A 26,373-nucleotide genomic window follows, 5' to 3' on the forward strand; every position below is an offset into this window, starting at 1 on the left:
TTGCATAGCCGGTCATAAATGATCTGCGCGCAACAAGCCGCAACAGTTTTCGACGGCCCCCTTGCCGATGAAAATGACTACACGATAGGATAGGCGAAAGGGCGAAAACCAGAGGTAGGGTCCAAGGTGCAGGCGGAAAAACCACAAAACAGGGACAGTTCCGTGGCCTCAGACGAGCGGCCAAAGGGTGCCTCGGCGCTTTGGGGGAGCATTGGCTTTCCGCTGAAGCGACATCGCAGCCCGCATGGTCAGGTGACGGCCGTTTCTATGATGAAAGACGAAGGCCCCTATGTGATCGAATGGATCGCGCATCATCTTGCGATCGGTTTTACCGATCTGGTGGTCTATACGAACGATTGTTCGGATGGGACTGACAGCATGCTGATCCGGCTTGAGGAATTGGGCCTGTGCCACCACCGCCGCAACGACATTCCCGAGGGTATTCGGCCGCAGCCTTCGGCCCTGAATTATGCCCAGGCCGAGCCTGTTGTGCAGCAGTCTGACTGGGTGATGGTGTTTGACGCGGATGAGTTTGTCTCGATCCGCTATGGCGACGGTACGCTGGACGATATGCTGACTGCGACCAAGGCGCAGGGCGCGAATGGCGTTGTGATTACATGGCGGATCTTTGGGTCTGGCGGGGTGGTAGACTGGAGCCGCGCACCGGTCACGGAACAATATCTATGGGCCGCGCCGACTACTTGGAACAAGGGGTGGGGGGTAAAGACGCTTTTTGCCTTTGACGCGGCAAAGTGGAAATTGGGCATCCACCGGCCAAAGATTAAGGCGAAATGGGTTGAAACCGAATTTCCAGATCAGATAAAATGGCTGAATGGCTCGGGCCGCGAGATGGAGGATTATTTTAAATTCCGCGGCTGGCGCTCGATCACCCGCACGGTTGGATATGATTGGGTGCAGCTGAATCACTATGCGGTGAAATCGGTCGACAGCTATGCCATTCGCAAGATGCGCGGCAATGTGAACAATAAGAAGGATAAGTATAATTCTGACTATTGGTCATTGCAGGATCGCAACGAAGTGCGCGATGACACCATGCTGCGCTATACCGAGCGGCGCAATCAGATCATCGCACAGCTGCTGCAAGACCCCGAGTTGAAACGACTGCACTTTGCCGCTTTGGAGCGTGCCGAAAATCGCTTGGACGAGCTGCGCCAGACCGAAGCCTATCACGCGCTGGTTGCCGATCTGGCCCAGGCTTCGAATGTGCCGATTACGCAGATTGTTGCAAAGCCACCGCAGGCGCGCGACAAGGAAAAGATCGCGGCTCTGATGTCTGATGTGGAAAAGCGCCGGGGTGCCAAGGCAAAAACCGAACGTGCGGCGCAGCCGAAAGATCCGGTCGAGATGGTGCCGATGGGGTCGTATAACCACGGCGATCTGGTGCCAATGCCAGCGATTGGCGAGGTTTTTCAGAATCATAGTATGAAGTTGCCCGATGATCCGCAGATTTTTGCGGCGCATGTTTTGCCGCTGATTCAGGCGGGAAAGTTCGAGCGCGGGCTTGCGCGCAGGCTGCCGGTGGCCTTGCAGCCAAACGCGCGCGTGCTGGAATTGGGTGCCGCAGTTGGCTTTTTGGCAGGGCATTGCGTGAACATGCGAGCCGATCTGACCTGGGTGTTGCAAGAAGATAATGCGGGTTTATGCGCGATGATGCTGCGGGTTTGCGCCCTTAACAATCTTGCGTTTTCAGAGCGGTTTGTTTTTTCAGATCAGCGCCTTGGCGATAATGCCCTGACCGTTGCGCAGGCCTTGATCGCCCTGCATCGGCCGCAAGTGCTGTTGGTCGGCGATGCTCGGATCACGCCAGAGGTGCTAGATCACCTGCCGACTGCCGGCATAGACCAGCTGTTTATGTATGGCCGCTGGCTGGAAAGCCATCACGCGGCAGCCCACACGCCACCGGCATTTACCGCGCTGGAGGGCTTTGACACGAATATCCTGCGCGGATATCGCCGGCATGCGGCAATTTCGCCTGAATGATGCCGTAATTGGTGGCTAGCCTGCGAGAACAGTCGCGAAATTGTCGCGAAAATAGAAACAAATCAGAGGCAGCCGATGTCCACTCCCCTTCGCAGACCCGTCGCATCGCTTTGGATTGGTGAGAAACTTCAGTATTTGAACCAGCTTTGCCTGCTTAGCCATGTGCATCAAGGCCATCCGACAACGCTTTATTGCACCGATACTGTCACCAATGTGCCCGAAGGTGTGATCGTGCGGCCTGCGACCGATATCATGCCGATTGATATGAATATCGTGCGGCAAACCTCGGAGAGCTTTCTGTCAAACGTGTTCCGCTATCACATGATTCAGCAAACCAACGCGATCTGGATTGATTGCGATGCGTTTTGCCACCGCCCCTTTCCCGACGAGATGGAGAATATCTACGCAGGCCACGGCTTTCGTGGCGCGCTGAATTGCGGTGTGGTCTATATTCCGCAGCAGGGGGAATTGATCCATCAACTTATTGATTACTATACAAATCTTCCAGATTCGCCGGCTTGGTTTAACAAACAGCAGCGCAAAAAACTGGAAAAACAGGACAGTTCCTTGCCGCAAGCGGTGCGGATTTATAATGCCGAACGTACCGCCTTTGGCCCGCAGGCCTTTACCTATTTCGCGCAGCAGACCGGCGATTTCGACAAGGCGCTGACCTCGGATTACCTGTATCCGGTGCCGTTTCAGTTGAATGATGTGTTCTATGACCCCCACGGTCGGGTTGAGGGGCATTTTACTGAAAACACCCTTTCGGTGCATCTATACACCAATGGCACCAAGCCCTGGTGGCGGCGCAATGTGCCATTGGCAAACTCCTATGCCGCGCGGATGTGTGAACAAATAGGCGTTAATCCTGCGGATGCTTTGGAAGAATGACCGAAGCCGTCTCGGGGGCAGTTCTGCTTTCCGCGATGCGGAACGAAGGGCCGGATGTGTTGGAATGGGTGGCCTTTCACCGTTTGATCGGCTTTGGCAAAATTGTGGTTTACACAAATGCGTGCAGCGACGGGTCGGATGATCTTTTCGATGCGCTCGCGGCTTTGGGCTGGGTCGAACATCACCGGCATCAGCCGCCTGCGACGCTGGCGCCTCAGGATGCGGTTGCTGCTTTGGCGCTGGAAAACCCGACTGTCCGCGGTGCAGAGTGGTTGCTGTGGATCGATGCGGATGAGTTTTTAAACCCCGTTGCGGGGCATCTGTCGGGGCTGATTGCGGCAATTGGGGCGGCGGATGGCGTTGCGTTGAACTGGCGTAACTTTGGCGACGGCGGCCATGATACCGCGCCAGATGATCTGGTTTTGGCCGCTTTTACCCAAGCCGCCCCCATGCAGCACCGCCAATCGCGGACGGTGAAGACGCTGCACCGGATGGATGACCGCGTGCAAAGTCTGTTCATTCATCGCCCAATCTGGCGGCAAGGTGCGGCGGTCAGGCTTTTGGCTGGCTCGGGCCAAGTGCTTGATCCACAATTTGTTTTCGGTCAGAAGAAAAATGCGCGTCCGGCCGAAATGCTCGAGCGCGGCGATCAATCCTATGCTTTGGGCCAGATCAATCACTATGTGATCAAGGCGCTAGAGCGGGTGGCCTTCAAGCAAAAGCTGCGCGGCAATGGGCTGATGGCCGGAGGGCGCTCGGGGCGGTTTGGCTTTGGCTATCTGCGCCGGTTTAATCACAATGACGAGGCCGATTTGGGAATTCAGCGGCATCTGCCGGCCTTGCGCGGAGCTATCGCCGAGGCTTTGAAAGATCGCGCCGTAGCGCAGGCCTATCAGTCTTGTCAGCGGCGTTTTGCAGAGATGCTGGCCGATCTGACCGAGATCACCGCAGAGCTTGCCGCCGACAGAAGCGGTGCCGCCCATGCGAAAGATGAGACCGAGCTTTAGACGCAGGGCCAGTCGGCGCTATTTCGCAGTTTTGAACGGCGCCATGCCGGCACGGGCCAATTCATCGGCGCGTTCGTTTTCGGCGTGGCCGGCATGTCCCTTGATCCAGCGCCAAGTCACGCTGTGACGGGCTTGGGCAGCGTCAAGCCTTTGCCAAAGATCAACATTTTTCACCGGGGCGCGGGCGGCGGTTTTCCAGCCGTTGCGCTTCCAGCCGTGGATCCATTCGGTAACGCCATTTTTGACATAGGCGCTGTCGGTGACAATGGTCAGTTGGGTGTCGCGCGTCAGGGCCTCGAGCGCCGAGATCGCCGCCAGCAATTCCATGCGGTTGTTGGTGGTATCAGGCTCGCCGCCGTTCAGGGTGCGTTCTTTGACCACCGTCGCGCCTTCGCGGGCGATCATCAGCACGCCCCAGCCGCCGGGGCCGGGGTTTCCCGAACAGGCACCGTCGGTATAGGCGAAAAGATCCGGCATAGAGGCTCCTTTTGGGGTCAAGATTTCAGGCCAAAGCCGCAACGGCAAGGCAGGCCAGCACGATTGCGGTCAGCAGCAGGCGCAGCTGCATCCACCAGTCGGGCGCAAACCCGCGGCTGGCAAACAGCCAATCCAGCGCCAGTAGCCCGATATAGCCCAAGCCTAAAGCGGCAAAGCTGGCCGTCAGATCGCCGCCAACCAGAAACAGCACCCAAAGCGCCGGCAGCACCGACAAAATATAGTAAATTGCTGCGACTTTCGGCTGTTTTGCGGCAAAGCCCCAGAGCACGCCCGACATGAACGACAAGATGATCACGCCGTAGCCCAGCACCAAGGGCACGCCCGTCAGCCTTGGGCCCGCGATGGCAAGACCCCAAGCCGCAAGCGCATCACTTTGCGCGCAGGCCGCACCCCAGACAAAGGGCAGAAGACCGGCAAGGCCGAGCCAAAGCGCAGCAGGGGGGATAGGCTGTCGCGTCATCGCTTAAACCGGATCGCGCAGAATGCGGGGCACTTTGAACTCGACATGTTCTTGTGCGGTTTCAACAATTTCGACCCGCGTGTCATAGCGGGCGCGAAAGGCGTCGATCACCTCGTTGACCAGCACTTCGGGGGCAGAGGCGCCTGCGGTGACGCCGACCGCCGCAATGCCGTCGAGCGCGCGCCAGTCGATATCGACGGCGCGTTGCACCAGTTGCGCGTAACCGCAACCAGCCGAGCGGCCCACCTCGACCAAGCGTTTGGAATTGGAGGAATTCGGCGCGCCAATCACCAAAAGCGCGTCGATCTTGCCCGCAATCGCCTTGACCGCCGCCTGACGGTTGGTGGTGGCATAGCAGATGTCTTCTTTATGCGGCCCGACAATCGCCGGAAAGCGGGCTTGCAGCGCCAGCACAATATCGGCGGTGTCATCGACCGAAAGCGTGGTCTGGGTGATATAGGCAAGCTTGGCCGGATCGCGCACCCTAAGGCCTGCGACATCGGCGGCGGTTTCAACCAGCAAAACCTCGCCCTCGGGCAGTTGGCCCATGGTGCCGATGGTTTCGGGGTGGCCTTCGTGACCGATCATCACCATTTGCAGGCCTGCCTCGGAGTGGCGCTGCGCCTCATTATGCACTTTGGTCACAAGCGGGCAGGTGGCATCAACCGCGATCATCGCGCGGGCCTCGGCGGCGGCGGGCACGGATTTCGGCACGCCATGCGCGGAAAAGATCACCGGGCGGTCAACCGGGCAGTCTTCCAGCTCTTCGACGAAGATCGCGCCTTGGGCGCGCAGATTGTCGACGACATATTTATTGTGCACGATCTCGTGGCGGACATAGACCGGAGCGCCCCATTTCTGAAGGGCAAGCTCGACGATCTTAATGGCGCGATCAACGCCTGCGCAGAATCCGCGTGGGGCTGCTAAGTAAAGCGTCAGGGCGGGTTTTGTCATGGCAAGATCCTTTCACCCTGAACAGGTATCGGATCATTTCAGCTGTGGCAATTGCCGCAGCGCAGGGAAAAGGCCGCCACATCTGCATGTGGCGGCCTTTTTAAGCAGATTACTTTGCCTCTGCCATCAGGTCTTGGTCTTCTATCCGTGGCTCGCGCGGAGGCCGACCGATCACATCGCGCAATTCGTCCAACTCGATGAAGTTATCGGCTTGGCGGCGCAGTTCGTCGGCAATCATCGGCGGTTGGCTGCGGATGGTCGAGACCACCGAGACCCGCACGCCTTGACGCTGCAAGCTTTCGATCAGCGGGCGGAAGTCGCCGTCGCCCGAGAAGATCACGATATGATCGACATGCGGCGCAAGTTCCATCGCGTGAACCGCAAGCTCGATGTCCATATTGCCTTTGACTTTGCGACGGCCTTGGCTGTCGGTATATTCCTTGGCGGGTTTGGTCACCATGGTAAAGCCGTTGTAGTTCAGCCAATCGACCAGAGGGCGGATCGGCGAATACTCGTCGTTTTCCAACAAAGCGGTGTAGTAAAACGCCCGCAGCATCTTGCCACGACGCATAAACTCGTGACGCAAAAGCTTGTAGTCGATGTCAAACCCAAGCGCTTTTGCGGCGGCGTAAAGGTTCGATCCGTCTATGAACAGCGCAAGCCGTTCGTCTTTGTAAAACATCTTCGGTCCTCTCGAAATAACTTGTGCGCGAACCCGTCTTCAGTGAGGTAAAGTGAGAAAAGCAATTAAGGTCTCGGCCAAGGAACTCGTTAACATTTAGGCAAAATGCCGATCAATAACTCCTATACGAAAGCCTACACATGACTACGCTAGAAGATCGAATTGCCGTTGTTGCTCTGGGGTCAAATCAGGATTTCGGTCAGTTTTCGCCGAAGGAAATTCTGTTTCAGGCGATAGATTGCCTCGCGGCTCTGGGGCTGCAACTTATGGGGGTAAGCAGGCTTTATCACACGCCTTGCTTTCCGGCGGGGGCGGGGCCGGATTATGTAAACGCCGCGGCGGCGCTTGTTGTGCCTGCCGCGATGACAGCACCGCAGCTGCTGGCAGCTTTGCATCAGGTCGAGGCACAATTTGGCCGCGCGCGCACGACGCGATGGGCGGGGCGGACGCTTGATCTGGATCTGATTGCTTTTGGAGAAGAGGTTGCCCCCGATCTGGCGGGGTTTCGCCATTGGCAGCAGTTGCCGCCCGAGGCGCAAAGCAAGCTTGCGCCCGCAGAATTGATTTTGCCACATCCGCGTTTGCAAGATCGCGCTTTTGTCTTGGTGCCGATGGCCGATGTGGCGCCAGATTGGCGGCATCCGGTCTTGGGGCTGACGGTTGTTCAGATGCTGGCCGCGCTGCCAGATGCGGCGCGTGCCGAGGTTGTGGCGGCAGCTTCTGACGCATCTGTTTGATTATGCTCTTGTCAATCCGCGACATCGGTCCTAAATAGGCGCTTCCAAAGCCCCCATCCTTACTGGAGTCTTTCATGGCCCGCGTGACGGTTGAAGATTGCGTTGACAAAGTCCCGAACCGGTTCGAACTGGTTATGCTGGCCGCGCACCGCGCCCGCGAAATTCAGGCTGGCGAATTGCCAACCGTGGATCGCGATAATGACAAAAATCCGGTTGTCGCCCTGCGCGAGATCGCGGACGAAACTCAGCTTGCTGATTCTCTGCGCGAGCGGATGATCGAAAGCTATCAGACCCAAATCGAGGTCGATGAGCCCGAAGAAGACCAAATGGCGCTTCTGATGTCGGGTGAAGTTGATCGTCCGATGCAGGATGATATGTCGGAAGAGAAATTGCTGCGTGCGCTTATGGAAGCACAAGGCGAGCTGTAATAGCAGGAAATTGCTGAATTTCCGGCCACAGGGGCGGTGATGATGATCGACGTAGAAGACCTCATCGCCCTTGTCCACAACTACAACCCCCGTGCCAATGCAGATTTGATTCGCCGCGCCTATGATTACGGCATGGCGATGCATGAGGGGCAGTTTCGCAAATCTGGCGAACCCTATTTCACCCATCCGGTCGCGGTTGCGGCGATCTTGACCGAGCAGCAACTGGATGATGCCACCATCATCACTGCGCTTTTGCATGACACCATCGAAGACACCAAATCGACATATACCGAGGTGTCAAAGCTGTTTGGCGAAGAAGTGGCAGAGCTGGTCGACGGCGTTACCAAGCTAACCAATTTGCAGCTGTCCAATACCGAATCGCAACAGGCCGAGAACTTTCGCAAGCTGTTCATGGCGATGTCGAAAGATCTGCGGGTGATCTTGGTCAAACTGGCCGACCGTTTGCACAATATGCGCACGATCAAATCGATGCGCCCTGAAAAGCAGATCCAAAAAGCCCGCGAAACCATGGAAATCTATGCGCCTTTGGCGGGCCGCATGGGGATGCAATGGATGCGCGAAGAGCTGGAAGATCTGTCGTTCCGCGTCATCAACCCCGAGGCGCGCAATTCGATCATCCGCCGCTTTTTGACGCTTCAGCGCGAATCAGGCGATGTGGTGCATCAGATCACCGCCGATATTCGCTCGGAACTGGATAAGGTTAGTCTGGAGGCCGATGTTTATGGCCGCGCCAAAAAGCCCTATTCGATCTGGCGCAAGATGCAGGAAAAAGACCTCGCGTTTTCGCGGCTGTCTGACATCTATGGCTTTCGCGTGATTTGCGGCTCGGTTGCCGATTGCTACCGGATTTTGGGCGTGATCCACCAACGTTGGCGCGCGGTGCCGGGGCGGTTCAAGGACTATATCAGCCAGCCGAAATCGAACGGGTACCGCTCGATCCACACCACGGTTTCGGGGCGCGATGGCAAACGGGTCGAAGTGCAGATCCGCACCCGCGAGATGCATGAGGTCGCCGAAGCCGGTGTCGCCGCGCATTGGGCTTACCGCGAAGGTGTGCGCGCCAAGAACCCCTTTGCGGTTGATCCGGCCAAGTGGATTTCCTCGATGACCGAAAGGTTGGACGAGGGCGATCACGCCGAGTTCTTGGAAAACGTCAAATTGGAAATGTATTCCGATCAGGTGTTTTGCTTTACGCCCAAGGGCGATGTCATTCAGCTGCCGCGCGGGGCGACGCCGTTGGATTACGCCTATTCGATCCACACCCGTATCGGCAATTCTTGTGTTTCGGCCAAGGTCGATGGCATCCGTGTGCCGCTGTGGACGCGGTTAAAGAATGGCCAATCGGTGGAAATCATCACCGCTGAGGGCCAAAAGCCGCAGTCGTCTTGGATCGACATCGTCTCGACCGGCCGCGCCAAAGCGGCGATCCGGCGGTCTTTGCGCGAAGAAGACCGCAGCCGTTTCGTGCGTTTGGGCCAAGAGCTGGCGCGCGCCGCCTTTGAACATGTTGGCAAAAAAGCCACCGATAAGGCGATGCGGACGGCGGCAAAAATCCTTGGCTTTAGCGATGAAAACGATCTGCTGGCAGGGCTTGGCTCGGCCGAGTTGACCGCGCGCAAGGTGGTGGCGACGCTTTACCCCGAACTTGCGATGACCCAGGAATCCGAGATCAGCGCCAGCCGCGCCGTGCTGGGTCTGTCGGATGATCAGACCTTTCGGCGGGCCAATTGCTGCCAGCCGCTGCCGGGCGAACGCATTGTCGGCATCAGCTATCGCGGGCAGGGCGTGCTGTTGCACGCGATTGATTGCCCGGCTTTGGAAGAATTTGAGGAACAGCCCAACCGTTGGGTTGATCTGCATTGGGATCAGGGTCGCCACGCTGCGGTGAACACGGTTAGCCTTGATGTCGCCATCTCGAATGATGCAGGGGTCTTGGGCCGGATCTGCACCCTTGTCGGCGAGCAGAAGGCGAATATATCTGATTTGCGTTTCACAGAACGTAAACCAGATTTTTATAGACTTATCATTGACGTTGACTTGCGCGACGTCGAACACTTGCACATGGTGATGACAGCCCTTGAGGCTGAAACAGATGTGGCTCAAGTGTCGCGGCACCGCGATTTGACACGCAAGCCCTGACGTCGCGTTTCGCGGCTGTCGGGCAAAGGAAGGACTGACCACAGTGGTCTTTAAACGCCGTGAACCGCTTGGATGGCTCGCTTGGATGCGCGAGATGGTCTACCCCTCGGGGGGGTTTAGGCGCGCGACGCGTTACGTTATCCACCGCATGAGCCGCCTGCCAGACGAGCCGCACCGCATTGCGCGCGGGGTGTTTGCTGGCTTTCTAATCGGCTTTCTGCCCTTGCCGGGCTTGCAATTTGTCGCCGCTTGGGCGGCTGCACGGCTGATGCGGGGCAATCTTTTGGCAGCGCTGCTGGGCACGTTTAACACCAATCCGGTGACGACACCGTTCTTTGCGGTTTTTGCGATGACGCTGGGCCATTGGCTGCTTGGGGTCGAAGCGCCGCTGACCGCCGAGGCGATTGCGCGCGCCTTTGGCCATGCGGGTGTTGATCTTTGGCATAACTTTGTGGCGATTTTCACCACCGACACCATGCATTGGCAGGGGTTGATCCGGTTTTGGCATGATATCTATGTGCCGTATTTTATTGGCGCTTTGCTGCCCGGATTGGTGATTTCGGCGGCGGCTTATTATGTGACGATTCCAGTGGTGCAGGCCTATCAAAAGGCCCGCGCCGCCAAGCATGAAGACCGTAAAGACCGCCGGCACAAGCTGCGCACCACCGTGGCCGAGGCGGCTGCACGGTTAAAGCATCGTGTTGATAAGGCAGAGAAATCTGGCAAAGGCGACGGCAGGCTTTAGGCCTGTCATAAGGGAGATTGGGCGATGACTTTGGGTGATAAGCAAAGACTGGGCGTCAATATTGACCATGTTGCAACGCTGCGCAACGCACGGGGCGTGGCTTGGCCGGATCCGCTGCGCGCTGCACTTTTGGCTGAAGCTGCCGGTGCCGATGGCATCACGGCGCATCTGCGCGAAGACCGCCGCCACATTCGCGACGCCGATATGGAGGCGCTGCGCGCGGCCCTTAGCATTCCGTTGAATTTCGAATGTGCGGCCACCGACGAGATGGCGGCGATTGTGCTGCGCCTGAAGCCGCATGCGGTTTGCCTTGTGCCCGAAAAGCGCGAAGAGCGCACCACCGAAGGCGGGCTGGATGTGGCGGGCGATGCGAACCGTCTGACACGCTTTATCGCGCCGATGTGCGAGGCGGGCTGCCGGGTGTCGATGTTCATCGGCCATGATCCGCGCCAGATCGAGGCTTCGGCCCGCATTGGCGCGGCGGTGGTCGAATTGCACACCGGCCATTATTCCGATCTGCACGCCGAGGGCCGTCTGGCCGAGGCCGAGGCCGAGTTGGACGCGCTGCGCCGTGGCGCGGCCTTGGCGCAGTCTTTGGGGCTAGAGGTGCATGCAGGCCACGGGCTGACCTATGACAACGTCGCCCCGATTGCCGCGATTGCCGAGGTGCGCGAGCTGAACATCGGGCATTTCCTGATCGGCGAGGCGGTGTTCTTGGGTCTTGGCCCCGCGATCGAAGAAATGCGCCGCCGGATGGACCGCGCTCGCGGCTTCTAAGTTTTAGGTGCAAGTGCCAATCCCAGCCGCAGGCCGTCCAGCCTGTGCTGGACAGCGCCGCGCCAGCCCGCTAGTTTCCGCATCTAGTGGTAAAAAGGACGATGGATGATCCTTGGCATTGGAAGCGATCTGGCCAATATCGACCGCATTGCGGCTGTGCTAGAGCGCCATGGCGCGCGCTTTAAGACGCGGGTTTTCACCGCAGCCGAACAGCGCAAGGCCGAAGGTCGCCCCCGCGCGATTGCCGCCACCTATGCCAAGCGCTGGGCCGCGAAAGAGGCCTGCTCCAAGGCGCTGGGCACCGGGCTTGCGATGGGGATTTCGTGGAAAGACATGGCGGTCAGCAATTTGGCCAGTGGTCAGCCGGTGATGCAGCTGACCGGCTGGGCCGCAGAGCGGCTGGCCGCGATGACCCCGCCCGATCACGAGGCCATTCTTCACGTGACTTTGACCGATGACCACCCTTGGGCGCAGGCTTTCGTGGTGATCGAAGCGCGTCCCAAGCCTGCCCGAACTTGACTCCAAACGCCCGCGCGCGCATGTAGCGCGCAAACCTTGAAGGATAAGACCAGATGGCTCAGAACGACGGCGGTATTGTCGACACGATCAAGACGGTGGTCTACGCCCTGCTGATCGCGGGCGTGTTCCGCACGCTGTTTTTCCAACCGTTCTGGATCCCTTCGGAATCGATGAAAGACACGCTGCTGATCGGCGATTTCGTCTTTGTGAATAAGATGGCCTATGGCTATTCGAAATATTCCTGCCCCTTCTCGATCTGCCCGATTTCTGGCCGCATTTTGGGCTCTGAACCTGCGCGCGGCGATGTGGTGGTGTTCCGCCATCCGGTCAATGGCTCGGATTTCGTCAAGCGTTTGATCGGCATGCCCGGCGATAAGGTTCAGATCAAAGGCGGCATCGTCTTTATCAATGGCGCCGAAGCGCCGCAGGTGCCGGACGGCCAGTTTGAAGAAATCATGGGTCCGCAAGGCCCGATGGGCAACCGCCCGCGCTGCGAAAATGGCGCGGTGGGCGATGGGTCGATCTGCACCCGCTCGCGCTATCGTGAAACCCTGCCGAATGGCGTGGTGCATGATGTGCTGAACATCGAAGACAATGGCTATGCCGATAACACCGATGTCTTTACCGTGCCCGAAGGCGAGTATTTCTTCATGGGCGACAACCGCGACAACAGCCAAGACAGCCGCTTTAGCCAAGCCATTGGCGGCGTGGGCTTTGTGCCGGCGGCAAACCTGATTGGCCGCGCGGATCGCATTATCTTTTCCTCGGCTGGAACGTCGATGCTGTATTTCTGGACCTGGCGCGCCGACCGTTTCTTCAAAGCGGTTGAATAAGCCGGCATGCGCGCATTTTCCAAAGCCGACCTACCTAACAGCCGAGCCCCGTTCACGCGGGGCTGGCTTATTTTTGCGGCAGGCCTGCTATGAGGTTGTCGGCAGATCTGAAAAACTTTGAAGCCCGCATCGGCTATCCATTCCGCAACCCCGAGATGTTGCTGCGTGCGGTCACGCATGCCTCGATCTCGTCGCCGACACGGCCCGACAATCAGCGGCTGGAGTTTTTGGGCGATCGGGTGTTGGGGCTGGTGATGTCCGAAGCGCTGCTGGGGGCTGACACCTCTGCCTCGGAGGGCCAGCTTGCGCCGCGGTTTAACGCTTTGGTGCGCAAGGAAACCTGTGCCGAAGTGGCGCGCGATGTCGGTCTTGGCGATGTGCTAAAGCTGGGGCGGTCGGAAATGCTGTCGGGCGGGCGGCGCAAAGAGGCTTTGCTGGGCGATGCGATGGAGGCGGTGATTGCTGCCGTTTATATCGACGGCGGCTTTGACGCGGCGCGCGCGCTGGTGCTGCGGCTTTGGGGCCCACGCATCGGCAAGGTGGAACAAGACGCGCGCGACCCGAAAACCTCGCTGCAAGAATGGGCGCAGGCGCGGGGCATGCCGCCGCCAGCCTATACCGAAGAGGGTCGCGAAGGCCCTGACCACCAGCCGATTTTCACCGTGAAGGTGCAGCTGACCAATGGCGAGGCAGAATCCTCCCGCGCCGGATCGAAACGTGTGGCCGAACAAGCCGCAGCCCGCGCCCTTTTGGCCCGGATGGAGAAGACAGATGACTGACGACGCCCAAACCCCGACGCCCGAGCAGATTGCAGCGGCCCAAGCCACCCGCGCGGGCTTTGTCGCGCTGATTGGCGAGCCGAATGCTGGCAAATCGACCCTGCTGAACCGCATGGTGGGGGCCAAGGTCTCGATTGTGACGCATAAGGTGCAGACCACCCGCACCCGTATTCGGGGCGTGGCGATGGAGGGTGCAGCGCAAATCGTTTTTGTCGATACCCCCGGCATTTTCCGCACCAAGCGCCGCTTGGATCGCGCAATGGTCAAGGCGGCTTGGGGTGGGGCCACCGATGCCGATGTGATCGTGTTCTTGATCGAGGCGCACCGCGGTCTGACCGAAGGCGCGCAAAGCATCGTTGACCGGATGCGCGACGAGCTGCCAAAAGATCGCCCGGTTGCGCTGGCCATTAACAAGATTGACCGTGTGAAGGCGGATGTGCTGCTGGCGATGGCCGAAAAGCTGAACGAGGCCTATCCCTTTGTGAAGACCTTTATGATCTCGGCCGAAAAGGGCTATGGCGTGCAGGATCTGCGCAGCTGGCTGGCCAGCCAGATCCCGGCGGGCCCTTGGTTCTATCCGGAAGATCAGATCGCCGATCTGCCTATGCGGATGATCGCGGCTGAAATCACCCGCGAAAAGCTGACCCTGCGTCTGCACGAAGAGCTGCCCTATCAGCTGACCGTGGAAACCGAGGCTTGGCACGATAAGAAAGACGGCTCGACCCGGATTGATCAGATCGTCTATGTCGGCCGCGATGGTCACAAGGGCATTGTCTTGGGCAATAAGGGCGAGACCATCAAGGCAATTGGGCAATCTGCCCGCGCCGAAATTTCCGAGTTTCTGGACCGCACCGTGCATCTGTTCTTGCAGGTCAAAGTCCGCCCGAATTGGGAAAACGAGCCCGAGCGCTATTCCGAAATGGGGCTGGAGTATAAAGACGGCGACGCATGACCGCCAAGCTGACCGCTGATCTTTGGGTTTCGGCCTATCTGACGCGTTTGCGGTTGGCGGATATTCCTGTCTATGTCACCGCGCGCGGCGATGCGACGGCGGGGGCGGTTTTGGTGAAAGTGGCCTTGCTGAACGGCCAAGCCCGCGCCTTTCAACGCTCGTTTGATCTGATGGCAGATGCGCGGGTTTGGGTGACCTTGGCCGAAGGGCCCGAGCCAGAGGTCGACGCGCTGTTGCAGCGTCAACGCGCGCGCGATCCTGATCTGTGGGTGTTGGAGTTGGAAGACCGCCAAGGCCGCACCCTGCTGGATCAAGAGGGTCTAAGCTGATGGCGCAGCCGCAACTGATAGGTGTCTGATGGAATGGCGCGATCAGGGGGCGGTTTTGTCGATGCGCCTGCATGGCGAAACCTCGGCGATCATCGAGGTTTTTACCGCGCAGCATGGCCGGCATTCTGGTGTGGTGCGGGGCGGGGCCTCGCGGCGGATGGCGGCGACCCTGCAGCCCGGCACGCAGGTTGATGTCACCTGGCGCGCGCGGTTGGACGAGCAGATTGGCAGCTACCGGGTTGAACCTGTGCAAAGCCGCGCGGGCGTTTTGTCGGATCGGTTGGCGCTTGCGGGGCTGAATGCCACCTGTGCGATGTTGCAAACAGCCCTGCCCGACCGCGAGCCGCATCCGCAGCTGTATCGCGCCTCGGTTGCCTTGTTGGATGCTTTGCAGGCCAGCGCCGATTGGCCGCTGACCTATCTGCGCTGGGAAATGCAGCTGCTGGAACAGCTGGGCTTTGCGCTGGATCTGCGGCGCTGTGCGGTGACGGGCAGTCGTGAGGATCTGGCCTTTGTCAGCCCGAAAACCGGACGCGCCGTGTCGCGCGGGGCGGCGGGGGATTGGGCGGCGCGCCTGCTGCCGCTGCCGCCGATGCTGCTGGGGCAGGGGCCTGCAACCCCTGCGGAATTGGCGCAAGGCTTTGCGCTGACAAGCCATTTTCTGACCAAAGGCTTCGAGCCTTTGCTGAACGGCAAACCCCTGCCCGAAGCGCGCAGCCGCCTGCTGGCTTTGCTTTTGCCCAAAAACTAGTCGCGGAAAGGCGGGCGATGTCGCCTTCTTGGCAGATCGCTTGCGGGGAAGACGGCAGGTTGCAGCATGGCTTTGCGATATCAACCCATTTCCCTGCGTCATGCGGGCACCCCGAAACTGCAGCATTTCGCCTTGCTTGCAGGGATGGAGGCGGCGGTGCGGGGCACGCTGATCTCGACCATTCCGATTGCGGTTTATGATGCCTTTGGCTCGGCGCAAAATCTGTCGACGGTCTATTTCACCGCCGGTGTGATCACGCTGTTCTGGGGCCTTTTGGTGCCGCGCTTGACGCAGATCTGGCCGCGCCGCTTTGTCTATTCGGGCGGCTGTCTGCTGTATCTGGTGGCGATGGGGCTGTTTATGCTGGGCACGCCCGTGACGGTGCCGCTGGCGATTTTGACGATGAGCATGTCGACCGTCACCTGTTTTGTCTGCTTTAACGCCTATGTGCTGGATTATGTGCCGCGCCCCGATCTGGGGCGGACGCAAAGCCTTCAGATGGTCTATGCCGCCGCACCTTGGGCCTTGGGGCCGCTGAGTGGCGTGTGGATGCGGCATTATTGGGCGCCGCTGCCCTTTATTGTGGCGGGGTTTTTTGCCTTGGCTTTGCTGGTGACCTTTTGGTTTTTGCGGCTGGGCAACGGCAAGCAGATCAGTCGCGCCAAAGGGCCTGCGGTGAACCCGCTGGCCTATCTTGCGCGGTTTTTTCAGCAACCCCGGCTGATTGCGGGTTGGTTGTTTGCGGTGATCCGCAGCTGTGGCTGGTGGGTCTATGTGGTGTATGTGCCGATTTTCTGTATTGAAAGCGGGCTGGGTGACAAGCTGGGCGGCACGATCTTGTCGATCTCGAACGCCACACTGTTGCTGTCGCCCTTTATGGCCTCTTGGGCGCGGCGGCGGTCGGTGCGGGTGGCGCTGCGGCTGGCGCTGGGCTATTGCGCGCTGCTGTTTTGCTTGGCCACGGCCACGGCTGGCGCGCCTGTGGTGACGGTGGCTTGCCTGTTTCTAGGCTCGTTTGGGCTGGTGATGCTGGATGTGGCGGGGGGCTTGCCGTTTATGATGGCGGTGAAACCGTCAGAGCGGTCAGAGATGGCGGCGGTCTATTCCAGTTTCCGCGATGTCTCGGGGATTGCGACGCCGGGGATGGCTTGGCTAGTGCTTTGGGTGGCACCGCTGAACTTTATCTTTGCGGCCTCGGGGCTGGCCTTTGCCGGGGCTTTTGCGATTGCGGGCCGCTTGCACCCGCGCTTGGGCGCGCTGCGGCCCTCGCGCGGGGGGGCCTAGGCTTAGTCCAGCAAGCGCCGCGCGATCACCTGCGCCTGAATTTCGGCAGCACCTTCAAAGATGTTCAGAATGCGGGCATCGCATAGGATGCGGCTGATCTGATATTCCAGCGCAAAGCCGTTGCCGCCGTGGATTTGCAAGGCGTTGTCAGCACAGGCCCAAGCCACCCGCGCGCCCAAAAGCTTGGCCATGCCTGCCTCTAGGTCGCAGCGTTTGTCGTGGTCTTTTTGCCAAGCGCTGAAATAGGTCAATTGCCGCGCGATCATGATCTCGACCGCCATCATCGCCAATTTGCCGGCGATACGGGGAAATTCGATCAGGGACTTGCCGAATTGCTTGCGGTCTTCGGCATAGCGCAGCCCGACCTCTAGCGCCGATTGCGCCACACCAATCGCGCGCGCGCCGGTCTGGATGCGTGCGGATTCAAAGGTTTGCATCAGCTGTTTGAAGCCTTGCCCTTCGACCCCGCCCAAAAGGTTCTCGCCCTTGACCGCAAAGCCGTCGAAGGCAAGTTCGTATTCCTTCATGCCGCGATAGCCCAATACCTCAATCTCGCCACCGGTCATGCCGGGGGTGGGGAAGGGCGCAGCATCGGTGCTGGGCAGCTTTTCGGCCAGAAACATGCTGAGGCCTTTGTAGTCGCTGGTCGCAGGGTCGGTGCGCGCCAGCAGGGTCATCACATGGGTGCGCGCGGCATGGGTGATCCAGGTTTTATTGCCGGTGACGGTCCAATTTTCGCCATCGCGCACCGCTCTGGTGCGCAGGGATCCCAGATCCGAGCCGGTGTTGGGTTCGGTGAACACCGCGGTGGGCAAAGTTTCGCCGCTGGCCAGTTTCGGCAGCCAGTGCGCCTTTTGCGCCTCGGTGCCGCCGCAAAGGATCAGCTCGGCTGCGATTTCGGTGCGGGTTGCCAGCGACCCCACCCCGATATAGCCGCGCGACAGTTCTTCGCTGACCACCACCATCGCGGCTTTGCTTAGGCCAAGGCCGCCAAATTCTTCGGGAATGGTCAGGCCAAACACCCCCATTTCGGCCAGCTGATCGACGATCTGCATCGGGATCAGCTCGTCGCGCAGGTGCCAACCATGGGCATGCGGCACCACCTCGTCATCGGCAAAGCGGCGGAAGGTGTCGCGGATCATCTCTAGCTCGGCGTCCAAGCCCGAAGCGCCAAAGGTGGCGCGGCCGTGGTTGTCGCGCATGCAGGCCACAAGCGCCATGCGGGCGGCAGCGGTATTGCCTTGGGCCATAAGGCAAGCCGCCGCCGCGCCGGGCGCATCAGGGGTCAGGCGCAGGTCCTGCAGCCGCGCAATTTCCCCCTGAGACATCGAAATACCGCCGTAGATCTGGCACAGGTATTCGCCAAAGCCGATCTGCAGCAGCAAGGCCTCCATCCGGCCAAAGCTGCCCTCGGCCTGCAACCGCCCCGCCCAAGCCTGCATCTGGCGCAGGGCTTCGACATAGGTTGCCAGCCAAGACAGGCTATGGGCGGCGAACTGATGCTGTTCCAAAGCCGCGGGCGAGATCCGGCCATCGCGGGTGACCATGGCGCGCAAATTCTCGCGGCCTTGCTGAAACAGCGCGTCGATTTCAGGCAAAGTGGCGGCGGTCAGCGCCAGCACATCGGCTAGGATCGGGGAGTCAGCGGGCAATGCGCCATCGTGAGCCATGGTCAGACCTCAAAGATTCTGCAGTTGCGAAAGGGGTAAAGCCTTCGCAGTCGCAGCGCAATATACTTTCGCAAAAAGGTTCAAAAAAGTTCTAAAGTGTCGCAGCCGTTATGACATGCCCTGACATTGCGCCACCAGTTGCGGCAGGCTATCGGCGGCAACCACCTGAAATTCGGCACGATAAAGCAAGCTGTCGCCCTGCCAGCTTTCAAACCGCCATAGCCCGATTTGCAGCTCTTCGGGCAGCTCGAAGCTGAAACCGTTAAAGCGGTCGGGTTTGGCGGGGATGTCAGCGTAATAGACATCAGGCTTGGCCTGATTGGGCCGATAGGTCAGATTTCGCACGCCGGCCAAAGCATGCTCGGGTTGGAACACCACGCCAAAAGACACGCCAATGGCGGCTGGCACGGCTTGCTGATCGAAGCGAAGCTTTGGCAAGGCCTTGGCTTGATTGATAAAGCCGTCAGAAATCTGGGCGGCGGTTGTGCGGTCTGTGATGCGCGGGCTGCACATCACCTGTGCCGCAAGTTGCGCAATCTGAGCCGAGTGCTGCGGCGCAGGCGTGGTGCCAGCCGCCGCAAGGCTGCTGCAAACCGTCAAAGCGATGATTAAGATCTTGCGCATTGTTCTCTCCACTCCATCCCCTCACCAGAAACCTGTCGCGGGCGTGGGTCAAGCCTTTCCCTTGGCGCGGGCTTGCGTCACAAGGCCTGCAAAAGGAGACAGCGATGCAGAGTGTTATGGCGGGGCTATCGCTCCATGCGTTCTGGGCGGCGGTTTTGGTGACGCTGGCGGCGGGCTTTGTCAAAGGCGCGATTGGCTTTGCGATGCCTTTGATCATGGTCTCGGCGTTTTCGTCGTTCTTGCCGCCAGAGCTGGCCTTGGCGGGGCTGATCTTGCCGACGCTGGTGACAAACCTGTCGCAAGCCTTTCGGCAAGGCTGGCGTCCGGCCTTGGCTTCGGCGCGCAAATATCATCGCTATTTGTTCGGCACAGTGGTGTTCATCGTGATCTCGGCGCAGTTTGTGCGGCTGCTGCCGCAGGCGGTGTTGCTGACGGCTTTGGGGGTCTTGATCACCGGATTTGTGCTTTATCAATTGTCGGGTGCGCGGCTGCATATCGCGCCGCGTTGGCGCAGCGCTGTTGAATGGTGCGCGGGCGTGATCGGCGGACTTTATGGCGGGGTTTCGGGCATCTGGGGGCCGCCGCTGATCGTTTATCTGCTGGCGATTAAGGCCGAGAAACAGGAAACCATCCGCGTGCAAGGCGTGGTGTTTTTGATCGGCGCGGTGGTGCTGGCAAGCGCGCATCTGCAGTCGGGGGTGCTGAACGCCGCAAGTCTGCCGTTTTCGGCCGTGCTTGTGCTGCCGGCTGTTGTGGGGATGCTGCTGGGCTATGCGGTGCAAGATCGCTTGGATCAGCGGCGGTTTCGGCGCTGGACGCAGATATTGCTGCTGCTGACAGGGCTGAACCTGCTGCGCCGGGCTTTTGGCGTTTAAGCCTGGCGTAAAAAAGGGGGCCGCATTGCCTGCGACCCCCGGTTTCGCTTGGCCGCAGATCAGCCGATTGCGGCGGCTTTTACATCGGCGTCGATGAAGGGCAGGTATTGGCCGAAATTCTCGGCAAACATGCCAACCAGCTTTTGCGCCTGCGCATCATAGGCCGCCTTGTCGCCCCAAGTCGCGCGCGGGTCCAACAGCGTGCTGTCCACGCCAGCCACAGCCACCGGTACGTCAAAGCCAAAGTTCGGATCGCGGCGGAACTGGCCTGCTGCAAGCGAGCCGTCAAGCGCCGCTGTCAGCAAGGCCCGCGTCGCCTTGATCGGCATCCGCTTGCCGGTGCCAAAGGCGCCGCCGGTCCAGCCGGTGTTGACCAACCAGCAGGACGCGCCATGTTTGGCGATCTTTTCTTGCAACAGCTTGCCGTAAACCTCGGGCCGGCGTGGCATGAAGGGCGCGCCAAAGCAGGTTGAAAACGTCGGGGTTGGCTCAACAATGCCGCGCTCGGTCCCCGGAGTTTTCGAGGTGAAGCCGGACAAGAAGTGATACATCGCCTGCGCCGGGGTCAGCCGCGCAATCGGCGGCAAGACGCCATAGGCATCACAGGTCAGCATGATCACATTCTTAGGAAAGCCGCCCATGCCGGTCGCAGAGGCATTCGAGATATACTCGAGCGGATAGGCGCAGCGCATGTTCTGCGTCAGGCTTGCGTCGTCGAAATCAAGCTCCAGTGTTTCGGGATCAAACACCATATTTTCAACCACGGTGCCGAATTTCGAGGTGGTGCCATAGATTTCAGGCTCTGCCTCGGCCGAGAGGTTGATGGTTTTCGCATAGCAGCCGCCTTCAAAGTTGAAGGTGCCGCGGTCCGACCAGCCATGTTCGTCATCGCCGATCAGGGTGCGGGCAGGGTCTGCCGAAAGCGTGGTTTTGCCAGTGCCCGAGAGGCCAAAGAAAATCGCCGTATCGACCGGATTGCCAATCGCGTGATTGGCCGAGCAATGCATCGGCATCACGCCTTTTTCGGGTAGCAGATAGTTCAGCAGCGTGAACACCGCCTTTTTGTTTTCGCCAGCATAGGCGGTATTGGCGATCAGGATCATCTTTTTGTCAAAGTTCAGCGCGATCACCGTCGAGGTACGGCAGCCGTGCTTGGCAGGATCGGCCTCAAAGCTGGGGCAGTTCACGATGGTCCAATCTGGCACAAAGCTGTCCAGCTCGGCGCGCTCGGGACGGCGCAGCATGTGGCGGATGAACAGGCCGTGCCAAGCAAGCTCGGTCACCACCCGCACATCCAGACGGTGGACAGGATCGGCGCCCCCAAACAGGTCTTGCACGAAGTAATCGCGGCCCTTCATGTGGTCCAGCATATCGGCATGCAGCCGGTCAAAGGCGTCAGGCGCCATCGGCGCGTTGTTTTCCCACCAGATCGAGCCTTCCACCGCAGGGGTGCGCACCACGAATTTGTCTTTCGGCGAGCGGCCGGTAAATTGCCCCGTGGTACACAAAAATGCGCCACCCTTGCCCAGGGTGCCTTCGCCGCGCTGCACCGCGGCCTCGACCAGCGCCGGCTCGATAGAGTTATAATAGACGTTTCCCAAGCCAACAAAGCCTTGGTCTTGCAACCGCTGCGCAGGGTTCACACGTCCATTTGTCATTCTATCCGCTCCCATTTTCGCCAAAATTTAGCGAGTTTTCTCAGATTAAAGCGCGCCCGGGCCAAGGGCGCATGGCAGGGGGCGAAGGGCCGTCCCCTATAAGCCCGCTATAACATGGAGATTTTCGGGGGAATAGGACGCTTTGGCACAGTTAGCGCAACCATTTTCAGGTTAGCGCAATCAATGTCTAAAACTATCCTTATGTGCGGCAAATTAGTCATTCGTAGATAAATTAATACTCAAATGGAGAGGTAATGGAGGCTGATTCGCAGTTAATTGTTGCGCAGAACCGTTGAAAAACAGATTATGGGAAAAAAATCTGGCAGCCGAGCAGAATAGGAAGCCCACATATGGCAAGGATCGCCCTTGTAGACGATGATCGAAACATCCTGACCTCTGTGTCCATGACACTCGAGGCTGAGGGGTTCGAGGTCGAGACCTTTAACGATGGCCAATCAGCCCTCGATGCCTTTAACCGTCGCATGCCCGATATGGCGGTGCTGGATATTAAGATGCCGCGGATGGATGGCATGGATCTGTTGCAACGTCTGCGACAGAAATCGACGATGCCTGTGATCTTTCTGACCTCGAAAGATGACGAGATTGACGAGGTGCTTGGCCTGCGGATGGGGGCGGATGATTATGTTAAAAAGCCGTTTTCGCAGCGGCTTTTGGTGGAGCGGATCCGCGCGCTTTTGCGTCGCAACGATGCGATTTCAACCGGAGAAGTGGCTGTAACCGAAGAAACCAAAGTTATGGAGCGTGGCAATCTGCGCATGGACCCTTTGCGCCATTCGGTGGCTTGGAAGGGGCAGGATGTTTCGCTGACAGTGACCGAATTCATGCTGCTGCAAGCCTTGGCGCAGCGGCCCGGTTTTGTGAAAAGCCGCGATCAGCTGATGGATGTGGCCTACGATGATCAGGTCTATGTCGACGATCGCACCATCGACAGTCATATCAAGCGTCTGCGGAAGAAAATGCGCGCGGTTGATGATGATTTCTCGGCAATCGAGACGCTTTACGGCATCGGCTATCGCTATAACGAAGAATGACAGCGACGCTTGGCATGACACGAGGTGACACGGCAGAGCCGAAATCCAACGAGCTTTTGTTGGGAGAGGATTGGGTTTCCCCCGATGGCCTTGCCGATCATGCCTTGCATGCAGGCCGCGACAGACGCAGCTTTCTGTCTTTGCAGCAATCGCCCTTGGCGCGAAAAATCATAATTTTCAATCTATTGGCGCTGGTCATCCTTGTGGCGGGCGTGCTTTATATGAACCCGTTCCGTGACAGTCTCGTGTTGCAGCGCGAGCAGGGCATCGTCACCGAAGCCAGCTTGCTGGCGCGGGTGATTGCGGCAGAGGCCTCTGTTCAGGGCCGTTTGCCGGCCACCTTGCAAAACACCGGCGTTGGCCCGGGGGTAGAGGTGTTCTTGTTTGATCCCTTGGGCGCGCTGGTTGCGCAAACCATCGGTGCCGCGCGGGTGCAAGAGGCGCCGCACCGCTCAACCGTGATCTCGGATTTTCTTGGCAAGATTTGGAGCTTTGTTTCTGGGCTCTTTGGCACTGAACCAAGGGCGGCCAGCCTTGCCTCGGGTGAGGTCGCAGCCCGCGCTTTGTTCGAGCAGGCTTTGGCGGGCAAAACCGCCTCGGGCACTGCGACAGGGGGCGAAGGCGGTGTGCAGTTCTCTGTTGCGACACCTGTTATGCTGGGCTCGACGCTGGCGGGCGCCTTGGTTTTGACTTCGGCCGAGGGGGAGATTGACCATCTGGTAAGCTATGAGCGCGAACAGGTGTTGCAAATGTTTGTGATTGCGCTGCTGGTCTCGGTGGGGCTGTCTTTGGTGCTTGCCTCGACCATTGCCAACCCTCTCGCCGATTTGGCCAAGGCTGCGGAATTGGGACGGGATCGGGACGCGCGCAAAATGTCGCCTGGTCGGGTGCGGATTCCGGATCTGGCGGCACGGCCGGATGAGATTGGCCGGCTTTCGGTGGCGATGCGTGGCATGGTGGCCGCGCTTTATGATCGCATTGACGCTAATGAACAATTTGCTGCCGATGTCAGCCATGAGATCAAGAACCCGCTGGCCTCGCTGCGCTCTGCCGTTGGGTCGCTGCGCATGGTGAAAAAAGAAGACCACCGCGAAAAGCTTTTGGATGTCATTGAACATGATGTCCGCCGGCTGGATCGCTTGGTTAGCGATATTTCAAACGCCTCGCGACTGGACAGCGAGTTGGTAAAAGAACAGGAAGAAGAGTTCAACCTGATCAAAACCTTAGTCGGGCTAACCGAATATCTTGGCGATCAGGCGCGTTTGAAAGGGGTCGAGTTTATCACCGATTTTCCGACCGAAGCGATCAAGGTGAACGGCTTAGAAGGCCGGCTTGCTCAGGTTTTTGTCAATCTGATCACCAATGCAGTCTCGTTTTGTGATGATGGCGATGCGGTACGGGTCTGGGCACGCAAGCGCGAAAACCGCGTGCTGATCGTGGTGGAAGACACGGGGCCCGGGATACCCGAACAGGCGCTGGCGAAAGTGTTCAAGCGGTTCTATTCAGACCGGCCCGCCTCGCATTTTGGCAATAATTCTGGCCTTGGACTGTCGATTTCGAAACAGATTGTCGAGGCGCATGGCGGGGTGATTTGGGCCGAAAATATTCGCCCGACCCATGCCGACCCCACTTCGGAGCCGCTCGGGGCGCGCTTTGTTGTTGGTCTGCCGATTTGACCGCGCAGGCGGGGCAAGACGGCGTTAATCTGCATGCCAGTTGCATCGCCGTTGAGGGCCGTGGCCTTTTGATTCTTGGGCCCTCTGGGTCGGGAAAGTCGGCCCTTGCCCTACAGCTGATGGCCTTTGGGGCCGATTTGGTCGCCGATGATCGCACGCAAATCACCTTGCAAGACGGTCAGTTGTTGGCCAGCTGCCCAGTGCCGATCCATGGTTTGATCGAGGCGCGCGGCATGGGCCTGTTGCGGGCGCCGACTGTGACATTGGTTCCTCTTGTCTTGGCAGTAGACTTGAGCCACTCTAGCAGCGAAAGATTGCCCCCGCGTCAAAAGATGGTGGTGCTGGGTCAAGAGCTTGATCTTGTTTCTGCAATCCAGGGCAACCATTTTCCTGCGGCGATCCTGTGTTATCTGAAGGGCTCGCGGCAGGACTGAGAGGCGTGTTTCGTGACGGCACAATCGGACGTTTTGGCAGAGCATCAATTGGTTCTGGTCACTGGCCCTTCGGGGGCTGGGCGCACGACGGCGATCAACGCCCTGGAAGATCTGGGGTTTGAGGTGATCAACAACCTGCCGCTGAGCCTTGTACCGCGTGTGATTGACGGGCCATCGCTGGGGCGGCCGATTGGGCTTGGCATTGATGTGCGCAACCGCGATTTCAATGCCACCACTTTGATTGAACTGATCGATATTTTGACGCGCGATCCGCGGGTGAACCTTGAGGTGATTTATCTCGACTGCGGCATTGCCGAGCTGATCCAGCGCTATGCCGACACCCGCCGCCGGCATCCTTTGGCCCCGACAGAAACCCCCAGCGAAGGCATCGACCGCGAAATTGACCTGCTGGCACCGATCCGCGTGCGGGCGGACCATCTCATTGATACCTCCGAGATGTCGCCGCACGATCTGAAGGCCGAGATTGGCCAGCGCTTTAGGCATGATGATTCGGCAAAAATGGCGGTCTCAGTGCAGTCCTTTAGCTACAAGCGTGGACTGCCGCGCGGGTTGGATATGGTTTTTGACTGCCGGTTCCTTGCGAATCCCCATTGGCAGGCCGAATTGCGTGACAGCGATGGCCGCGATCGGGCTGTCACTGACTATATCCAAGCGGACCCGCGCTTTGCCGAATTCTTCCAAAAGTTGCAGGAATTGATCCTGTTATTGCTGCCCGCGCATTTAAACGAGGGAAAAGCACACTTGGCCATTGGCTTTGGTTGCACGGGCGGGCAACATCGCTCTGTTGCCGTTGCGGAAAAACTAGGCAATGTGCTTGCACAAGCGGGCTGGCCGGTGTCAAAACGGCATCGAGAATTGGAACGCAAAGCGGCGGTGACGTCGGATAAGGCATTGAGGTAGCAGGCGCGTGATCGGCATTGTCATCGTGGCACACGGGGGGCTTGCGCGCGAGTATCTTGCGGCGGTCGAGCATGTGGTCGGCCCTCAGGCCGCCATGCGTGCCATCGCGATTGAAGATACGCACGACCGCGCCGCCAAGCAGACGGAAATTTGCGAGGCTGCCGATGCGGTCGATCAGGGCCAAGGCGTGGTGATGGTCACCGATATGTTTGGCGGTTCGCCGTCGAATCTGTCCTTGATGGCCTGCGCGGCCTCAGAGCGGCGCATTCTTTACGGCGCAAATCTGCCGATGCTGATCAAACTGGCGAAGTCGCGCGATTTGCCGATTGCCGAGGCGGTCAGCAACGCCTTGGATGCGGGGCGGAAATACATCAATTCTTTGGATCTCGGCGGAGGAGCCTGAATATGTCGGGACGGGCTTTGGCTATTGTGAATGAAAAGGGGCTGCACGCGCGGGCTTCGGCGAAGTTTGTCGAGGTGGTCGAGGGCTTTGACGCAACCGCACAGGTCAGCAAAGATGGAATGACGGTCTCGGGTGACAGCATCATGGGGCTTTTAATGTTGGCAGCGTCCCGTGGAACCTCTATTGAGGTGACAACAGCTGGCGCGCAAGAAGCAGAGCTTGCAGACGCTTTAGAGGCATTGGTCGCCAATCGGTTTGGCGAAGACTTCTGAT

At 59.0% G+C, this 26,373-nt stretch carries 29 protein-coding genes; 22 read left to right on the forward strand and 7 right to left on the reverse strand.

Annotated features, from left to right (window positions below; all coding sequences use genetic code 11):
• Positions 1–162: 162 nt before the first annotated feature.
• The 3 genes from V7Q10_RS00640 to V7Q10_RS00650 all read left to right on the forward strand — a co-directional run bounded on the left by V7Q10_RS00640 (position 163) and on the right by V7Q10_RS00650 (position 3,899).
• Positions 163–2,001, forward strand: a complete 1,839-nt coding sequence (locus V7Q10_RS00640; protein WP_333867089.1) for a glycosyltransferase family 2 protein — start codon at positions 163–165, stop codon at positions 1,999–2,001.
• 75 nt (positions 2,002–2,076) lie between these two features.
• Positions 2,077–2,892 (forward strand): hypothetical protein, encoded by an 816-nt coding sequence (locus V7Q10_RS00645; RefSeq protein WP_333867090.1) that lies wholly within the window; start codon positions 2,077–2,079, stop codon positions 2,890–2,892.
• Complete coding sequence (locus tag V7Q10_RS00650; RefSeq protein WP_333867091.1) at positions 2,889–3,899, forward strand: glycosyltransferase family 2 protein; 1,011 nt, start codon at positions 2,889–2,891, stop codon at positions 3,897–3,899. The genes V7Q10_RS00645 and V7Q10_RS00650 overlap by 4 nt, the downstream gene beginning before the upstream one ends.
• A gap of 18 nt (positions 3,900–3,917) precedes the next feature.
• Here the strand turns inward: V7Q10_RS00650 and rnhA are convergent, their stop codons facing one another.
• The 4 genes from rnhA to V7Q10_RS00670 all read right to left on the reverse strand — a co-directional run bounded on the left by rnhA (position 3,918) and on the right by V7Q10_RS00670 (position 6,493).
• Complete coding sequence (rnhA, locus tag V7Q10_RS00655; protein ID WP_333867092.1) at positions 3,918–4,376, reverse strand: ribonuclease HI; 459 nt, start codon at positions 4,374–4,376, stop codon at positions 3,918–3,920.
• Positions 4,377–4,401: 25 nt separating this feature from the next.
• Positions 4,402–4,857: a DUF3429 domain-containing protein gene (locus V7Q10_RS00660; protein ID WP_333867093.1), complete on the reverse strand. Its 456-nt coding sequence runs from the start codon at positions 4,855–4,857 to the stop codon at positions 4,402–4,404.
• 3 nt (positions 4,858–4,860) lie between these two features.
• Positions 4,861–5,811: a 4-hydroxy-3-methylbut-2-enyl diphosphate reductase gene (gene ispH / locus V7Q10_RS00665; RefSeq protein WP_333867094.1), complete on the reverse strand. Its 951-nt coding sequence runs from the start codon at positions 5,809–5,811 to the stop codon at positions 4,861–4,863.
• A gap of 109 nt (positions 5,812–5,920) precedes the next feature.
• Positions 5,921–6,493, reverse strand: a complete 573-nt coding sequence (locus tag V7Q10_RS00670) for a LabA-like NYN domain-containing protein (protein ID WP_333867095.1) — start codon at positions 6,491–6,493, stop codon at positions 5,921–5,923.
• A 140-nt stretch (positions 6,494–6,633) separates the two neighbouring features.
• Here V7Q10_RS00670 and folK point away from each other — a divergent pair, with 140 nt between their 5' ends.
• The 12 genes from folK to V7Q10_RS00730 all read left to right on the forward strand — a co-directional run bounded on the left by folK (position 6,634) and on the right by V7Q10_RS00730 (position 16,787).
• Positions 6,634–7,230: a 2-amino-4-hydroxy-6-hydroxymethyldihydropteridine diphosphokinase gene (folK, locus tag V7Q10_RS00675; RefSeq protein ID WP_333867096.1), complete on the forward strand. Its 597-nt coding sequence runs from the start codon at positions 6,634–6,636 to the stop codon at positions 7,228–7,230.
• 74 nt (positions 7,231–7,304) lie between these two features.
• Complete coding sequence (gene rpoZ, locus V7Q10_RS00680; protein WP_333867097.1) at positions 7,305–7,658, forward strand: DNA-directed RNA polymerase subunit omega; 354 nt, start codon at positions 7,305–7,307, stop codon at positions 7,656–7,658.
• Positions 7,659–7,700: 42 nt separating this feature from the next.
• On the forward strand, positions 7,701–9,818 hold the full coding sequence (locus tag V7Q10_RS00685; RefSeq protein ID WP_333867169.1) for a RelA/SpoT family protein: 2,118 nt from the start codon (positions 7,701–7,703) through the stop codon (positions 9,816–9,818).
• Between the two features lie 85 nt (positions 9,819–9,903).
• The gene (locus V7Q10_RS00690) at positions 9,904–10,563 is read left to right on the forward strand and encodes a DUF2062 domain-containing protein (protein ID WP_333867098.1); all 660 of its coding nucleotides are present in this window, start codon (positions 9,904–9,906) and stop codon (positions 10,561–10,563) included.
• A gap of 24 nt (positions 10,564–10,587) precedes the next feature.
• Positions 10,588–11,340: a pyridoxine 5'-phosphate synthase gene (locus V7Q10_RS00695; RefSeq protein ID WP_333867099.1), complete on the forward strand. Its 753-nt coding sequence runs from the start codon at positions 10,588–10,590 to the stop codon at positions 11,338–11,340.
• 105 nt (positions 11,341–11,445) lie between these two features.
• Entirely contained in the window at positions 11,446–11,859 is a 414-nt protein-coding gene (gene acpS / locus V7Q10_RS00700) for a holo-ACP synthase (RefSeq protein WP_333867100.1), read from the forward strand.
• A 53-nt stretch (positions 11,860–11,912) separates the two neighbouring features.
• The gene (gene lepB, locus V7Q10_RS00705; RefSeq protein WP_333867101.1) at positions 11,913–12,692 is read left to right on the forward strand and encodes a signal peptidase I; all 780 of its coding nucleotides are present in this window, start codon (positions 11,913–11,915) and stop codon (positions 12,690–12,692) included.
• Between the two features lie 89 nt (positions 12,693–12,781).
• A complete protein-coding gene (gene rnc / locus V7Q10_RS00710) occupies positions 12,782–13,471 on the forward strand; it encodes a ribonuclease III (RefSeq protein ID WP_333867102.1) in 690 nt (229 codons plus the stop codon).
• Positions 13,464–14,423, forward strand: coding sequence for a GTPase Era (era, locus tag V7Q10_RS00715; protein ID WP_333867103.1), 960 nt, complete (start codon positions 13,464–13,466; stop codon positions 14,421–14,423). The genes rnc and era overlap by 8 nt, the downstream gene beginning before the upstream one ends.
• Complete coding sequence (locus V7Q10_RS00720) at positions 14,420–14,752, forward strand: DUF1491 family protein (protein ID WP_333867104.1); 333 nt, start codon at positions 14,420–14,422, stop codon at positions 14,750–14,752. The genes era and V7Q10_RS00720 overlap by 4 nt, the downstream gene beginning before the upstream one ends.
• A gap of 25 nt (positions 14,753–14,777) precedes the next feature.
• Positions 14,778–15,503, forward strand: coding sequence for a DNA repair protein RecO (recO, locus tag V7Q10_RS00725; protein WP_333867170.1), 726 nt, complete (start codon positions 14,778–14,780; stop codon positions 15,501–15,503).
• Between the two features lie 66 nt (positions 15,504–15,569).
• The gene (locus tag V7Q10_RS00730) at positions 15,570–16,787 is read left to right on the forward strand and encodes an MFS transporter (RefSeq protein ID WP_333867105.1); all 1,218 of its coding nucleotides are present in this window, start codon (positions 15,570–15,572) and stop codon (positions 16,785–16,787) included.
• 2 nt (positions 16,788–16,789) lie between these two features.
• Here V7Q10_RS00730 and V7Q10_RS00735 read toward each other — a convergent pair whose 3' ends face one another.
• A complete protein-coding gene (locus V7Q10_RS00735; protein ID WP_333867106.1) occupies positions 16,790–18,457 on the reverse strand; it encodes an acyl-CoA dehydrogenase family protein in 1,668 nt (555 codons plus the stop codon).
• 108 nt (positions 18,458–18,565) lie between these two features.
• Positions 18,566–19,081 carry a DUF3859 domain-containing protein gene (locus tag V7Q10_RS00740; protein ID WP_333867107.1) on the reverse strand — a complete coding sequence of 172 codons (516 nt, stop codon included), beginning with the start codon at positions 19,079–19,081 and terminating at the stop codon, positions 18,566–18,568.
• Positions 19,082–19,185: 104 nt separating this feature from the next.
• Here V7Q10_RS00740 and V7Q10_RS00745 point away from each other — a divergent pair, with 104 nt between their 5' ends.
• Complete coding sequence (locus tag V7Q10_RS00745) at positions 19,186–19,956, forward strand: sulfite exporter TauE/SafE family protein (RefSeq protein ID WP_333867108.1); 771 nt, start codon at positions 19,186–19,188, stop codon at positions 19,954–19,956.
• Positions 19,957–20,015: 59 nt separating this feature from the next.
• Here the strand turns inward: V7Q10_RS00745 and V7Q10_RS00750 are convergent, their stop codons facing one another.
• Positions 20,016–21,614, reverse strand: coding sequence for a phosphoenolpyruvate carboxykinase (locus V7Q10_RS00750; RefSeq protein WP_333867109.1), 1,599 nt, complete (start codon positions 21,612–21,614; stop codon positions 20,016–20,018).
• Positions 21,615–21,964: 350 nt separating this feature from the next.
• Here V7Q10_RS00750 and V7Q10_RS00755 point away from each other — a divergent pair, with 350 nt between their 5' ends.
• The 6 genes from V7Q10_RS00755 to V7Q10_RS00780 are packed head-to-tail and all read left to right on the forward strand — an operon-like array spanning position 21,965 to position 26,372.
• Complete coding sequence (locus tag V7Q10_RS00755; protein WP_333867110.1) at positions 21,965–22,666, forward strand: response regulator transcription factor; 702 nt, start codon at positions 21,965–21,967, stop codon at positions 22,664–22,666.
• Positions 22,663–24,342 carry a sensor histidine kinase gene (locus tag V7Q10_RS00760; RefSeq protein ID WP_333867111.1) on the forward strand — a complete coding sequence of 560 codons (1,680 nt, stop codon included), beginning with the start codon at positions 22,663–22,665 and terminating at the stop codon, positions 24,340–24,342. The genes V7Q10_RS00755 and V7Q10_RS00760 overlap by 4 nt, the downstream gene beginning before the upstream one ends.
• The gene (locus V7Q10_RS00765) at positions 24,339–24,776 is read left to right on the forward strand and encodes an HPr kinase/phosphorylase (protein ID WP_333867112.1); all 438 of its coding nucleotides are present in this window, start codon (positions 24,339–24,341) and stop codon (positions 24,774–24,776) included. The genes V7Q10_RS00760 and V7Q10_RS00765 overlap by 4 nt, the downstream gene beginning before the upstream one ends.
• Positions 24,777–24,809: 33 nt before the next feature.
• Positions 24,810–25,697 (forward strand): RNase adapter RapZ, encoded by an 888-nt coding sequence (gene rapZ / locus V7Q10_RS00770; protein WP_333867171.1) that lies wholly within the window; start codon positions 24,810–24,812, stop codon positions 25,695–25,697.
• A 7-nt stretch (positions 25,698–25,704) separates the two neighbouring features.
• Positions 25,705–26,100, forward strand: coding sequence for a PTS sugar transporter subunit IIA (locus V7Q10_RS00775; protein WP_333867113.1), 396 nt, complete (start codon positions 25,705–25,707; stop codon positions 26,098–26,100).
• A gap of 2 nt (positions 26,101–26,102) precedes the next feature.
• The gene (locus tag V7Q10_RS00780) at positions 26,103–26,372 is read left to right on the forward strand and encodes an HPr family phosphocarrier protein (RefSeq protein ID WP_333867114.1); all 270 of its coding nucleotides are present in this window, start codon (positions 26,103–26,105) and stop codon (positions 26,370–26,372) included.
• Position 26,373 lies beyond the last annotated feature (1 nt).

This window comes from Cypionkella sp., from assembly GCF_036782355.1.
In the GTDB taxonomy this organism is placed as follows: domain Bacteria; phylum Pseudomonadota; class Alphaproteobacteria; order Rhodobacterales; family Rhodobacteraceae; genus Cypionkella.

Bases quoted from the DNA above. Each gene is read 5' to 3' on its own strand.
- V7Q10_RS00645 (WP_333867090.1), top strand. From the start codon at position 2,077: ATGTCCACTCCCCTTCGCAGACCCGTCGCATCGCTTTGGATTGGTGAG.
- V7Q10_RS00650 (WP_333867091.1), top strand. From the start codon at position 2,889: ATGACCGAAGCCGTCTCGGGGGCAGTTCTGCTTTCCGCGATGCGGAAC.
- rnhA (WP_333867092.1), bottom strand. From the start codon at position 4,376: ATGCCGGATCTTTTCGCCTATACCGACGGTGCCTGTTCGGGAAACCCC.
- V7Q10_RS00660 (WP_333867093.1), bottom strand. From the start codon at position 4,857: ATGACGCGACAGCCTATCCCCCCTGCTGCGCTTTGGCTCGGCCTTGCC.
- ispH (WP_333867094.1), bottom strand. From the start codon at position 5,811: ATGACAAAACCCGCCCTGACGCTTTACTTAGCAGCCCCACGCGGATTC.
- V7Q10_RS00670 (WP_333867095.1), bottom strand. From the start codon at position 6,493: ATGTTTTACAAAGACGAACGGCTTGCGCTGTTCATAGACGGATCGAAC.
- folK (WP_333867096.1), top strand. From the start codon at position 6,634: ATGACTACGCTAGAAGATCGAATTGCCGTTGTTGCTCTGGGGTCAAAT.
- rpoZ (WP_333867097.1), top strand. From the start codon at position 7,305: ATGGCCCGCGTGACGGTTGAAGATTGCGTTGACAAAGTCCCGAACCGG.
- V7Q10_RS00685 (WP_333867169.1), top strand. From the start codon at position 7,701: ATGATCGACGTAGAAGACCTCATCGCCCTTGTCCACAACTACAACCCC.
- V7Q10_RS00690 (WP_333867098.1), top strand. From the start codon at position 9,904: ATGCGCGAGATGGTCTACCCCTCGGGGGGGTTTAGGCGCGCGACGCGT.
- V7Q10_RS00695 (WP_333867099.1), top strand. From the start codon at position 10,588: ATGACTTTGGGTGATAAGCAAAGACTGGGCGTCAATATTGACCATGTT.
- acpS (WP_333867100.1), top strand. From the start codon at position 11,446: ATGATCCTTGGCATTGGAAGCGATCTGGCCAATATCGACCGCATTGCG.
- lepB (WP_333867101.1), top strand. From the start codon at position 11,913: ATGGCTCAGAACGACGGCGGTATTGTCGACACGATCAAGACGGTGGTC.
- rnc (WP_333867102.1), top strand. From the start codon at position 12,782: ATGAGGTTGTCGGCAGATCTGAAAAACTTTGAAGCCCGCATCGGCTAT.
- era (WP_333867103.1), top strand. From the start codon at position 13,464: ATGACTGACGACGCCCAAACCCCGACGCCCGAGCAGATTGCAGCGGCC.
- V7Q10_RS00720 (WP_333867104.1), top strand. From the start codon at position 14,420: ATGACCGCCAAGCTGACCGCTGATCTTTGGGTTTCGGCCTATCTGACG.
- V7Q10_RS00730 (WP_333867105.1), top strand. From the start codon at position 15,570: ATGGCTTTGCGATATCAACCCATTTCCCTGCGTCATGCGGGCACCCCG.
- V7Q10_RS00735 (WP_333867106.1), bottom strand. From the start codon at position 18,457: ATGGCTCACGATGGCGCATTGCCCGCTGACTCCCCGATCCTAGCCGAT.
- V7Q10_RS00740 (WP_333867107.1), bottom strand. From the start codon at position 19,081: ATGCGCAAGATCTTAATCATCGCTTTGACGGTTTGCAGCAGCCTTGCG.
- V7Q10_RS00745 (WP_333867108.1), top strand. From the start codon at position 19,186: ATGCAGAGTGTTATGGCGGGGCTATCGCTCCATGCGTTCTGGGCGGCG.
- V7Q10_RS00750 (WP_333867109.1), bottom strand. From the start codon at position 21,614: ATGACAAATGGACGTGTGAACCCTGCGCAGCGGTTGCAAGACCAAGGC.
- V7Q10_RS00755 (WP_333867110.1), top strand. From the start codon at position 21,965: ATGGCAAGGATCGCCCTTGTAGACGATGATCGAAACATCCTGACCTCT.
- V7Q10_RS00760 (WP_333867111.1), top strand. From the start codon at position 22,663: ATGACAGCGACGCTTGGCATGACACGAGGTGACACGGCAGAGCCGAAA.
- V7Q10_RS00780 (WP_333867114.1), top strand. From the start codon at position 26,103: ATGTCGGGACGGGCTTTGGCTATTGTGAATGAAAAGGGGCTGCACGCG.